Source organism: Alloscardovia sp. HMSC034E08 (genome assembly GCF_001813415.1).
GTDB classification, from domain to species: Bacteria; Actinomycetota; Actinomycetes; order Actinomycetales; family Bifidobacteriaceae; genus Alloscardovia; species Alloscardovia omnicolens.
The window spans coordinates 431,018-442,851 of sequence record NZ_KV812468.1 but is presented as its reverse complement, the minus strand read 5'-3'; the positions used below and the strand labels follow the sequence as shown (position 1 = coordinate 442,851).

At 47.2% G+C, this 11,834-nt stretch carries 7 protein-coding genes and 1 tRNA gene; 4 read left to right on the top strand and 4 right to left on the bottom strand.

Annotated elements, in window-relative coordinates; all coding sequences use genetic code 11:
- Positions 1 to 431 precede the first annotated feature (431 nt).
- Complete coding sequence (locus tag HMPREF2909_RS03420; RefSeq protein ID WP_071415230.1) at positions 432 to 1,562, bottom strand: glycerate kinase family protein; 1,131 nt, start codon at positions 1,560 to 1,562, stop codon at positions 432 to 434.
- Positions 1,563 to 1,576: 14 nt separating this feature from the next.
- Positions 1,577 to 2,875, bottom strand: a complete 1,299-nt coding sequence (locus HMPREF2909_RS03415) for a GntP family permease (protein WP_071415229.1) — start codon at positions 2,873 to 2,875, stop codon at positions 1,577 to 1,579.
- Between the two features lie 153 nt (positions 2,876 to 3,028).
- Between HMPREF2909_RS03415 and HMPREF2909_RS03410 the strand changes: the two genes are divergently transcribed.
- A complete protein-coding gene (locus tag HMPREF2909_RS03410) occupies positions 3,029 to 4,138 on the top strand; it encodes a CdaR family transcriptional regulator (protein WP_071415228.1) in 1,110 nt (369 codons plus the stop codon).
- 13 nt (positions 4,139 to 4,151) lie between these two features.
- On the opposite strand, the gene HMPREF2909_RS03405 is transcribed toward HMPREF2909_RS03410, so the two are convergent.
- Both HMPREF2909_RS03405 and HMPREF2909_RS03400 read right to left on the bottom strand, forming a co-directional pair.
- Positions 4,152 to 4,228 (bottom strand) — tRNA-His (locus HMPREF2909_RS03405).
- 274 nt (positions 4,229 to 4,502) lie between these two features.
- A complete protein-coding gene (locus HMPREF2909_RS03400) occupies positions 4,503 to 5,681 on the bottom strand; it encodes a glycosyltransferase (protein WP_071415227.1) in 1,179 nt (392 codons plus the stop codon).
- 46 nt (positions 5,682 to 5,727) lie between these two features.
- On the opposite strand from HMPREF2909_RS03400, the gene purT reads away from it, so the two are divergent.
- The 3 genes from purT (at position 5,728) to HMPREF2909_RS03385 (ending at position 11,810) form a co-directional block, all read left to right on the top strand.
- Positions 5,728 to 7,041: a formate-dependent phosphoribosylglycinamide formyltransferase gene (gene purT / locus HMPREF2909_RS03395; protein WP_071415226.1), complete on the top strand. Its 1,314-nt coding sequence runs from the start codon at positions 5,728 to 5,730 to the stop codon at positions 7,039 to 7,041.
- Between the two features lie 140 nt (positions 7,042 to 7,181).
- Positions 7,182 to 7,931 (top strand): phosphoribosylaminoimidazolesuccinocarboxamide synthase, encoded by a 750-nt coding sequence (gene purC / locus HMPREF2909_RS03390; RefSeq protein ID WP_071415225.1) that lies wholly within the window; start codon positions 7,182 to 7,184, stop codon positions 7,929 to 7,931.
- Positions 7,932 to 8,048: 117 nt separating this feature from the next.
- Positions 8,049 to 11,810: a phosphoribosylformylglycinamidine synthase gene (locus HMPREF2909_RS03385; protein WP_071415224.1), complete on the top strand. Its 3,762-nt coding sequence runs from the start codon at positions 8,049 to 8,051 to the stop codon at positions 11,808 to 11,810.
- Positions 11,811 to 11,834 lie beyond the last annotated feature (24 nt).

Here is an 11,834-nt window from a genome sequence, read left to right as displayed (position 1 = left end):
CATTGCGTTCCATGGTTCACGAACGGGTGAGGATTCCAATCACTCTTAACGATGGACGTGAGCATTGTGAACGTTCGGCGCTAACAACGTCTACGTATCTCATGAGTGAGAATTGAGAGGGTTTTTCGAGCGCACACATTGTCAGCGTCCGACGCTAGCAACTTTCACGAACCTACAATCTACAAACCCCGTTAAATTCGAAGAGTTCGTACTATCGCACATTCTGCTTAACCGATTAACACACCCGATATGCCAGTTTTGATGAACAAAAAATGGCTTCAAAACTGGCATAACGGTTGCGCGTATCGACTTCACGTATAAAAATAACCACATTCACACCGGGGCGATGTCTTAACACATACCAGTCAGAGGAATCAACTGATACCTACTAGACAACATCTCCCCTAAACCCCCGCTAAAATCCTGCACGATTATGCAAGTAAACGTGCGATATTTTCTGCTGTATTAGCAAGGTTCTCATAAGCAGTCTCAATAGCTTCAGGTACTGTCATCGGACGCGGAACAATGCTAAAGATGGCATCAAAGCCCACGTCATACAGTTGCGAAGCATCATCAGCAACTTGACCTGCTAAAGCAATAACCCGAGCATTCTCAGAAACATCTTTTACTGCCTGCACAACACCCATCGGAGTTTTACCGAATCGGGTTTGAGAATCAATGCCGCCCTCCCCAGTAAAGCAGTAATCGCAATCATGAGCTTTCTCTTGTAACCCTGTTGCTTTAGTTACAATCTTGACGCCTGCCTGCATATGCGCATCAGTAAAAGCGAGGAATCCTGCACCCAAACCGCCAGCTGCTCCTGCTCCTGGAATTTGCGCAATATCACGGTTGCGGCATACTTTTACTACATCTGCAAAGTGGCTGAGGGCTTCATCAAGCATAAGAATCATGCCTGGTGTTGCGCCTTTCTGAGGTCCAAAAACTGCTGAAGCGCCATGCTCCCCAACTAACGGATTAGTTACATCGCTTGCCAAAGTAATCTCTACATCTGCTAGGCGAGGATCCATCTGCGCTACGTCAATGCGCGCTAATTTGGACAGCGCAACTCCTCCAAAAGGCAAATCATTATCAGCAGCATCAAGCAATCGCACACCTAATGCCTGAGCCATACCTGCACCGGCGTCATTCGTTGCACTTCCTCCTAAACCAACGATAACATGCTGCACGCCGTGGTCAAGCGCATCCTTAATCAGTTCTCCCGTACCGTAGGTTGTTGTAATCAGAGGGTTACGCGTTTCTTCCGTTACGAACTGAATACCGCTGGCCGCAGCCATCTCAATAACTGCTGTTGTTCCATCTCCTAAAATGCCGTAGCGCGCGTCAACTTTAATACCGAGCGGATTAGTCACACGTGCAGTAATAAACTGTCCACCAGTGGCATCGACCAGTGACTGCACAGTTCCTTCTCCTCCATCAGCCATAGGAACAAGCACACACTGTGCGTCTGGCAAAGCGCGAAGAATTCCTTCTTGCATAGCTTCGGCAGCTTCACGTGCAGTTAAACTTCCCTTAAACGAGTCTGGAGCAATAATAATCTTCATGGAAGTATCCTTCATTAGAAAATAATGTACATAACAGTGGCAGCGATGGTCATAGTTAAACCAATCATTGCTTCATAAACGAGCACATGCATACGTTGAGCAATAGTCATATTGAGAGTTTTTGCCGTTACGTGGAAGTAATTCCCGTGCGGCAAAGCATCGATAACAGTGGCACCTGCTTGCATAGTTACTGCAGCAGCTGTTGGCGTTACGCCGAACGACAAAATGGAAGTACCAAAGGACTTCGAACCTAAAATAACACCTGTAGATGTTGATGCTGCCGCTGCAGCCATGAGAATACCGGAAATCGGAGCGAGGAAAGAGCCAGAAATTCCCATGCTGTCAATAAGCTTCACGATTTGTGCTGGTAAGTCAGAATGTGTAATAAGACCGCCGAGAGCGCCCGCGCCAATAAGAATAAGCACAACATCAATCATGCGCTGCAAACCAGCTTTTGTGTACTCCAAAATCTTCGACCCCTGCCTCATTGCGAGTAAACCAACGATGGCAGCAAAAGGAAGAATATACATGGCATCTACGTGGAAACTTTTGAGCACGCCAATATTAAAAACCGAGCCGAGTGGATTAATCAGCAGCAAGCTCACAGCCAATACAGGTGCTACAAGCGATCGAGAGATACTTGGCAGATTTTCTTTATTGTTACTTGCTACAGATTCCTGCAAAGTCGTGTCAGTTTCCACGAGCTTGCCACGACGCTGAATCAGCGTGGCAAGCACAACAGTCATGGCTAGACCGAAAAGAGCGGGAATGAAGCTAGAAATCATCACGCTCGACACATCTACTTTAAAACCTGAAGCCACAGCAATCGTATTGGGATTGGGAGAAATAATATTGCCCGCCTTACCTCCACCAGATAGAGCTACGAGCAGAGCCAACTTGGAAATATGCAGCCTAGTTCCCACTTCTATGGCGATTGGAGCCACAATAAGCACTGCAACAGGAATAAAAACACCTACAGCACAGATAATCATGGTGGCGAGAGCCAGAGACAGTATTGCCATGTGTTTGCCGAAAACACCAACAATTGTTTGAGCAATTCGGTCGGCAGCACCAGACTCCATCATCACACCAGCAAGCACACCGGCAGCCAGCACGCGCACCACTGTTCCCATCACGCTTTGCGTACCTTCCACAATAATATTTGTGGTATTCACAAAACCAGCGCCTCCAATCAAACAGCCAAAAACTGCTCCCAGTAACAGCGCATAGGTCGTGTTCAGCTTGCGTAAAATCAAAATAATTGCCAGAGCTAACCCCAAGAGAGCAGCCCACCACGCCAACGTCATCTCCATAACGTCCTCCTCGACAAATTCTATGCGGCACGTCTTTATGCCTCTTGGCTCTATTATCGTTGTTACCCACGCCACAAAATAGCTACCGCATACCCGATTTTCTGCAAAATTTCCGTTAAAATATGTTACAGGTACTATTTTGAAGGATGCGTCATGAATATCAATAAAGATATAGCTCTGACTATTGTGAACAATCTGAAAGACGCTGTGCGCTACGATATTAACCTATTCGATACGACAGGTACTATTATTGCCAGCACAAATACCAGCCGCATTGGCAGCACGCATGGAGCAGCTCAGTTAGCCATTGAAACCGGCGAAACCGTTTACGTTGACGACGAGCACCCTTTCGCAGGAGCACGCAATGGCGTGAATATTCCTGTTTATCTCTACGATACGGTTGTTGCCGTTATCGGCATGACTGGCGAGCGCCACGAGGTTGAGGCCTATGGAACTGTTATTAAAAAGATGACTGAGATTTTAATCCGCGAGAATCTCGATCGCATTAATTATGCGAATCGCAATATTATGATTGATAACCTCGTTACTGCGCTGATTGCTGAGAACTACGATGCTGTTACAGTTTCGCATCTTATGCAGGAAGCAGATATCACTGTTCAGGAAAAACTTTTATGCGCGGAAATACTTTTTTCTGGAGAACTTTTGACTTCTGCAGATATTCGCCGCATTCGTGAGGCCGTTCGAGAGATTACGCGTCACGATAATCAGCTTATTGTGCGTGTGCAGCCTGATAGCATATGCATGATTGGACCGCAACCGCTCGTCCACGAGATTATTAATACATACCACTTTCTTAACAGACCTTATGCCGCAGGTGTGAGTAATCTTTGTGATAACTTGCGTTTTATACATCCCCATTATTTACAAGCTCATAGCGCTGCTCGATGGGCATTAACGAATAACGAGAACCAAGTGGCGTATTTTACGGATTTAGATTTTGGATTACTTTTTCCTGCTCTCAACCCAGCAAGCATCGAACAGTACTGTACGCATGTTTTTTCTGATTTAGAACCACATATGATTGAACAACTGTATCGAGTATTCGCCGCTTATAAGGCTAATAATGGGAGTATTGCGCATACTGCGCAAGAACTATTTCTGCATAAAAATACTGTGCAGAACCGTTTGAATAAGATGGCAAAGATTACTGGATATAATCCGCGCGACTTGAAAGATTTTGCCGTATTGGACTGCGCATTCAGCTTGTATTGGTGGAGTAAACAAAAAGCTTCAAGACCGTAATCTTGAAGCTCAATGGGGTGGCTGACGAGACTTGAACTCGCGACCTCCTGAACCACAATCAGGTGCTACTACCGACTGAGCTACAGCCACCACGCTTGCACCACGTTTAGTGCAACGTATGAGAGTATACACATAAACCATGGACGACACAACGAGAAAATAAAATTTCTTGAGAATTTTCTTGGTTCTCGCAATTGGCAGGTGTGAGAGCAACGAGTTCAAGTTCCTAGATGCAGCAACAATCCGAGGAAAAAGTTCAATTACAAGCAAACATGCATCAAAGCATAAAGCATATCGAACAAAATCCATCATGCCAGACAGGACACCATGTCCAGTAATGTGTTTGTAGCAAACCTTGATGAAACTATGCCGCAACCCTGCCTGAACGATCATCCTCAATTGCTTGTCTCTCCATCTCTATAAAAGCGCGCACAGAAGCTGCAAGCGAGTAATAGTCATGCGTATGCTGAGCATACTTCATGCCCCACTGCAAGCGTTCTGCAGGATGCTCAATCCACCAGTCAATTTTTTGAGCTAACTGCTGTGCATCACCGTAATCAAAAACGCTTTCTTTGCACAAAGCAAAACCGCTAGCAGCACTCAAATCAGCGCGAGCAATCACAGGCACTACGCCCACCGCCATCGCTTCTATAGCCGAAATACCTTCAATATCAATAGAAGAAGCATGCACAAATAAATCAGCCTGAGTGAAAAACTCTCCCATCTGTTCATGTTCTACGAAGGAAATACTCAATTGGTCAGGTTGCAAAAGATCGCTAGCCATCTTACGTAATTTTTTCTCATGCGGTCCCGACCCAGCTATGCGCACTTCAATATCATCTTTGTGAACGCTCAGAGCAACCGCTTTAATCAAAGTTTCATGGCTTTTCTCTTTGCTTAAACGTCCTGCTGAGCAAATCACAAAATTCTTGCTCTGCAATTTTTTCTGCGCACGAGGCTCCATAATCGGGCGAGCGCGAAAAAGAACGTCATCATACCCGTTGGAAAAAACGTGAAGTTTATTCGTATATTTGCGAGCGCGAAGAATACGCTTAGTCATTTCTGTAGGCGTGTGCACGTGGCGGATTTTTCGATAGAATGTACGGCGCATCCACCCATATAAAGCGGGAATAATGCCGGGAATAATGCCTAAGAACGGAGCATTCGAAACAATATTTTCAGCCAAAACGTGGAACCCTGCGGTTACTGGGATATTATGCTTGCGGCAGTAACGAGCTGCTGCTTTACCGAAGGCAAATGGCAAATATATATGGACAATATCTACCCCATCGAAAGCATGCTCGAACAAAGCTTCGTCTGGTTGCGCAAAAGCAATCTGGTGCGGACATGCAAACTCTGTAGCGCCGAAAACATAACGTTCCTCAGCTTTGTACTCCTCTACCGGCGCACCAATGCCCACTAAACGCACCTGATGCCCCTGACGTTCCAGTTCTGCAGCGAATTGGACGGCGGAGTTCGAGGTACCGTTGCCTTCTTCGCCCAGCGTATCGACGACGAGGGCAATGGTGAGGTGTTCTTTCATAATTTCATCTTAGTCGTTCGTACCCCTCACATGCCACAATAAAAGTATGGTAAACACTCACACACGTTCTGTTTTATCCACTCCTTCACCAATCCATAGCCAGCCGCGAAATCTCGGCGCTCCTTATTCCTCGAATCCAGACAAGGTAACACGCATTATGTTGCTTGGCTCTGGCGAATTGGGTAAGGAAATTGCTCTCGAAGCCATGCGCTTAGGTGTGTATGTTATTGCAGTCGATTCCTACGAGAATGCGCCTGCACATCATGCGGCTCACGAAAGTCACGCAATTGAGATGAGCGATGAGGCTACACTGACCGCTCTTATCGACGAAGTTCGCCCAGATATTATTGTGCCGGAAGTCGAAGCTATCGCTACCAGCGCCTTAACTACAGCACGAGAAAAGGGCATACAGGTAGTACCAAGCGTGGCGATTGCTCAGATTTGCATGAACCGTGAAGCCTTGCGCGTAACCGCAGCAGAAAAGTGCGGTGTTCCCACCACTCCATATAAGTTTGCCGATTCCGAAGAAGAGCTCCTCAAGGGCGCTCAAGAAGTCGGTTTCCCATGCGTTATTAAGCCAATCCTGTCGTCTTCTGGTCATGGTCAGTCGGTAGCGCGCAGCCAAGCAGACATTGCCCACGCCTGGCAATTCGCTCAAGACGATCGCCGCACAGCAGGCGATGGCACTGTGTCGCGCGTTATCGTTGAAGCTTTTGTTCCTTTAGCTTACGAGCTGACTATTCTTACTGTTTATTCAAGCGCAGGCGTGGTCGCATGCGCTCCTATTGGTCATGTGCAAAAAGATGGCGATTATCGCGAATCTTGGCAGCCGGCAGCCGTGCCTGCAGACGTACTCGAGCGCGGTAAGCAGGTAGCTCTTGCAGTAGTCGAACAGCTCGTTCACGATGCTCAAGAAGCTGGAGAGAAGGGCTGGGGCGTGTTCGGTGTAGAACTATTCGTGCTCGAAGACGGTTCTGTGCTCTTTAACGAGGTCTCTCCTCGCCCACACGATACGGGTATGGTCACCATGATGTCGCAAAACCTCAGCGAATTCGCTTTACATGCTCGCGCTATTTTAGGCATTCCAGTAACCGAAGATTCCGTCAGCCTGCGCGATCCATCGGGTTCTACTGCCAGCGCAAGCCGCGCAGTCGTTATCGAAGGAGACGGTGAAGTTATCTTCTCCAACCTCGATACTGTTCTCGCACACAACGGAACGGATTTGCGCTTGTTCGGTAAGCCTGCCGTTCACGGTCATCGCCGTATGGCTGTTCTGCTTGCGCGCGATGAATCAGTAGACAAAGCACGCGCTAAAACAGCAGATATGCTCAGCGCTCTTACTTACGAAATCAATCAATAAAATCCCTGAAAAAGCGCCGTTCTCCTCGGCTTACAATCTCGAGGAAACGGCGTTTTATATACGGGTTTTTGTAGCAACCACTTGGTACTGTAATATACGTCACAGCGCATCTCTAGTTGCATTTTGCAGGAAGGCCATCCATGGAAAAGCGCGAAAAACTCTATGAAGGCAAAGCAAAAAAACTTTATGCTACCGATAATCCAGATATTCTCTGGGTTGAGTATATGAATCAAGCCACAGCAGGTAATGGAGCAAAGAAAGAACAGATTGAAGGTAAGGGTCGCCTTAATAATCGCATTACCTCTGTTATTTTTAATGAACTGAGCTATCGCGGCATTGCAAGCCATTTTGTGAAGCAACTGAGCGAAACAGAACAGCTGAACCGCCATTTAACCATGTTCCCTCTGGAAATTATTGCGCGTAATATTGCTGCAGGTTCTTTTGCTAAGCGCTATGGCATTGAAGAAGGAACTGTGTTAAAGCGCCCTGTAGTTGAGTTCTGCCTCAAGGATGACGCTTTAGGAGATCCATTTATTAACTCGGATGACGCTATTGCTTTGGGCATTGCCACTGCAGATCAGCTTGATATTATCCGCGCAAAGACTCGCGAAGTTAATCATGCTTTAACTGCTATGTTCGCAGACATTGATGTTACCCTTGTTGATTTTAAAATTGAAATGGGTACCACTTCCGATGGCACTATTTTATTGGCTGATGAAGTAACCCCAGACACATGTCGTCTGTGGGATAAAGCGAAAACTAGTGGCGATCATATTGAACGTCTCGATAAGGATATTTTCCGTAAGGATTTGGGAAGCATTATTCCTGCGTATGAAGAAATTCTTGCTCGCTTAGAAAAGCTGAATGCTTCTCATACCCTAGATGATTAATACTTATATGCCGGTGCTTATACGCCGGCATATTTTTTTCACCGACAAAGGAATGCAGGCTCACCCGTAGCATGTATCCACCCACAACCCCACAACCCATTGCAATAAAGGACTGACATGGTTTACCGCGTACTCGTAGAGAAAAAACCTGGTTTCGATGTACACGCACAACAACTGCTCACCGAGCTGACTGAGATTGTTGGAGTGAAGAACATAGATAGTCTTCGCATTTTCAATCGTTATGATGTAGAAGGAGTAAGCGAGGAACTCTTCGTTTCCACTATTCCCACTGTTTTTAGTGAACCTCAAAGCGATACTGTTTACGAAGAGCTACCTGCAGATGTTCTTAACAACGCTCGTGTTTTCGCTGTAGAGTCTCTTCCTGGTCAGTTCGATCAGCGCGCAGCATCGGCAAGCGAATGCGTGCAGCTTATCAGTCAAGGCGATCGCCCAACCGTGCGTTCTTCCGTGGTCTACGCTTTGTATGGTTCTGCGCTCAGCGACACTGATGTTGATGTTGTGCGTCGTTATGTTATTAATCCTGTAGAAGCGCGCGAAGCACGTTTAGACAAGCCAGAGACTTTGCGCGTATCTGTGCCTGAACCAGCACCAGTAGAAATTATTGACGGTTTCCGTGCGTTTAGTCGAGAGCAGCTCGCTGATTTTATTAGCGAGCGTGGTTTGGCTATGGATGTGGCAGATATTGAGTTCTGCCAGCAGTATTTTAGCCAGACAGAAAAGCGTGATCCAAGTATTACGGAAATTAAGGTTATTGATACGTATTGGTCGGATCATTGCCGTCACACCACTTTTAACACTCAGCTAGAGAATATCGACATTGCTGATACTGCTGTGCAGAAAGCTTTTGAGCGTTACGTGGCTATGCGCGCTGAGCTTGGTCGCGAACACAAGCCTATTTCTTTGATGGATATGGGTACGATTGGTGGTCGTTATCTCAAGTCTCAGGGCATCTTGAAGAATCTGGATGAGTCAGAAGAAATTAACGCCTGCACGGTAAAGGTAACCGTTGACGTTGATGGAGAAGACCAAGATTGGCTCTTCCTGTTTAAGAATGAAACACATAATCATCCAACAGAAATTGAGCCTTTTGGTGGTGCTGCCACCTGCGTGGGTGGAGCAATTCGCGACCCTCTGTCTGGTCGTTCTTATGTGTATCAGGCTATGCGTGTGACGGGTGCAAGCGATCCTCGCGTGCCGGTATCTCAAACTTTGGAGGGTAAGCTTCCTCAACGCAAGATTGTTACTACTGCTGCGGCTGGTTATTCCTCTTATGGTAATCAGATTGGCTTGGCAACTGGTCAGGTTCATGAACTGTATCATCCAGGTTATGTGGCCAAGCGCATGGAAATTGGTGCTGTAGTAGGTGCAGCTCCTCAGGCGAATGTTCGCCGTGAAGTGCCTGCTGATGGCGATGTTGTGGTGCTGCTTGGTGGTCGCACTGGTCGCGATGGTATTGGTGGCGCTACGGGTTCTTCCAAGTCGCATAATGTGCAGTCCATTGAAAAAGATGGCGCAGAAGTGCAAAAAGGTAATGCGCCTGTAGAGCGTAAGTTGCAGCGTTTATTCCGCCGTAACGATGCTTGCCGCTTGATTAAGCGTTGTAATGATTTTGGTGCAGGTGGCGTATCTGTAGCTATTGGTGAGCTTGCCGATGGTGTGCGCGTTGATTTGAACCGCGTACCAAAAAAGTACGAAGGTTTGGACGGCACTGAGCTAGCTATTTCCGAGAGCCAGGAACGTATGGCTGTGGTTTTGGAAGCCAAGGATGTTGATGAATTCCTCAGCTATGCTGTTGAAGAGAACCTCGAAGCAGTTCCTGTTGCTGTGGTCACTGAAGAAGCTCGTATGGTTATGCAGTGGAATGGCACCAATATTGTTGATTTGAGTCGTGAATTCCTTTCCTCTAATGGCGCTGCCAAGCATCAAGACGTGCAGGTACGTGCTGCCGAGCTCGTTACCTCTCCGTGGTCTGATGCTGCCGACCTTGCTTCAACCAACTTGCAGGAAGCTCTTACTGCAGTGGTCAGCGATGTGAATGTTGCTTCTAACAAGGGATTGTCGGAACGCTTCGACTCAACTATTGGCGCTTCTACTGTGCTTATGCCTTTTGGTGGCGCACAGCAGTTAACTCCTTCGAGCGCTATGGTGGCGAAATTCCCTGTAGATGGTGAGACCACTACTGCGTCTGCTATGGCGTGGGGCTTTAATCCATTTATTATGGAGAAAAACCAGTTTACCGGCGCTTATTTGTCTGTGGTCGAGTCTGTTGCGAAGCTGATTGCTGCTGGTTTTAGCCGCGAAAAGGCGTATTTGAGCTTCCAGGAGTATTTCGAAAAGCTGCGTACTGAACCTGCTCGTTGGGGTAAACCAATGGCTGCTGTTTTGGGTACTTTAGAGGCTCAGCTCGATCTGCATGTTGCTGCTATTGGAGGTAAAGACTCCATGAGCGGCAGCTTCGAAGATTTGGACGTTCCTCCAACATTGGTCAGCTTTGCTGTATCCACTGGTCATGTGGATAGCGCACTCTCCCCTGAATTTAAGACTCCAGGTAGCCAAGTGTGGCGCATTATTCCTCGTTATGAGGACAACGGTTTAACTCCTGTGTCAGACAGTTTAACTGCTGTTTTCGATGCTGTAGAGAGCTTGAACGCTCGTGGTTCGTTGCGCGCTGCTGCTACGCCAGGATATAGCGCGACGATTGGTTCGCTCTTCTTGATGAGCGTAGGTAACCGTTTAGGCCTTCGCTTTGAGGAGAGCGTACAGCTTTCTTCTTTGTTTGATTATGCATACGGTAGCTTTGTGCTCGAAACAGTTCCAGGTTCCGATTTACCAGCAAGCAACCTGTATACTCTCGAAAAGCTGGGAGAAACCACTGAGGACTATACCTTGGTTGTTGGCGATGAGAGTGCTGATTTAGCTGTTGTGCAAGAGGCTTGGGAATCGGGCATGGAATCTGTGTTCCCATACCGTTCCCATGATGACAAGAAGAACAGCGCTGTTGAGCAGATTAGCTACACAGGTGCTCCTGCTTTGCTCCACTCGTCGAAGACCATGGCTCAGCCTCGTGTGATTATTCCTGTTTTCCCAGGAAATAACTGCGAGTACGATACTCTGCGTGCCTTTAAGCGTGCGAGTGCTCAGGCAGAAACGTTAATTATTAACAATCTGTCTGCTTCTGCTGTTGCGGAAAGCACTCACCAGTTAGCGCAATCTATTCGTGAATCTCAGATTGTTATGATTCCTGGTGGATTCTCGGGTGGTGATGAGCCAGATGGTTCTGCAAAGTTTATTGCTGCCTTCTTCCGCTCCCCTGAGGTAACCGATGCGGTTCGCGATTTGCTCAATAACCGTGACGGTTTAATGCTGGGTATTTGCAACGGTTTCCAGGCTCTGATTAAGCTTGGATTAGTGCCATTCGGCGATATTGTGGATATGAATGAAGACTGCCCAACCCTGACCTTTAACACTATTGGTCGCCACCAGAGCCGCTTAGTGCGTACTCGTATTTCCAGCACGAAGAGCCCATGGCTAAGCCGTACTGAGGTGGGAGATATTCATACCATTGCTATTAGTCATGGCGAAGGTCGTTTTGTGGCCAATGATGATGTTCTTACTTCTTTGAAGGCTAACGGTCAGATTGCCACCCAGTATGTGGACGCATCGGGGCAGCCAAGCCTTGATTTGAACGTGAACCCTAACGGTTCTCTCCTAGCTATTGAAGGTATTACCAGCCCAGATGGTCGCGTCTTCGGCAAAATGGGTCATACCGAACGCACTGGCTACGGCGTATATTCCAATGTTCCAGGCAACACATTCCAGCCTCTTATTGAGGGTGGCGTGAGCTACTTTACCGAGTAAAACAGGTAGGACTGAGGAGATACA

Coding starts and splice junctions, on each gene's coding strand:
- HMPREF2909_RS03420 (WP_071415230.1), bottom strand. CDS start 1,562: ATGAAGATTATTATTGCTCCAGACTCGTTTAAGGGAAGTTTAACTGCA.
- HMPREF2909_RS03415 (WP_071415229.1), bottom strand. CDS start 2,875: ATGGAGATGACGTTGGCGTGGTGGGCTGCTCTCTTGGGGTTAGCTCTG.
- HMPREF2909_RS03410 (WP_071415228.1), top strand. CDS start 3,029: ATGAATATCAATAAAGATATAGCTCTGACTATTGTGAACAATCTGAAA.
- HMPREF2909_RS03400 (WP_071415227.1), bottom strand. CDS start 5,681: ATGAAAGAACACCTCACCATTGCCCTCGTCGTCGATACGCTGGGCGAA.
- purT (WP_071415226.1), top strand. CDS start 5,728: ATGGTAAACACTCACACACGTTCTGTTTTATCCACTCCTTCACCAATC.
- purC (WP_071415225.1), top strand. CDS start 7,182: ATGGAAAAGCGCGAAAAACTCTATGAAGGCAAAGCAAAAAAACTTTAT.
- HMPREF2909_RS03385 (WP_071415224.1), top strand. CDS start 8,049: ATGGTTTACCGCGTACTCGTAGAGAAAAAACCTGGTTTCGATGTACAC.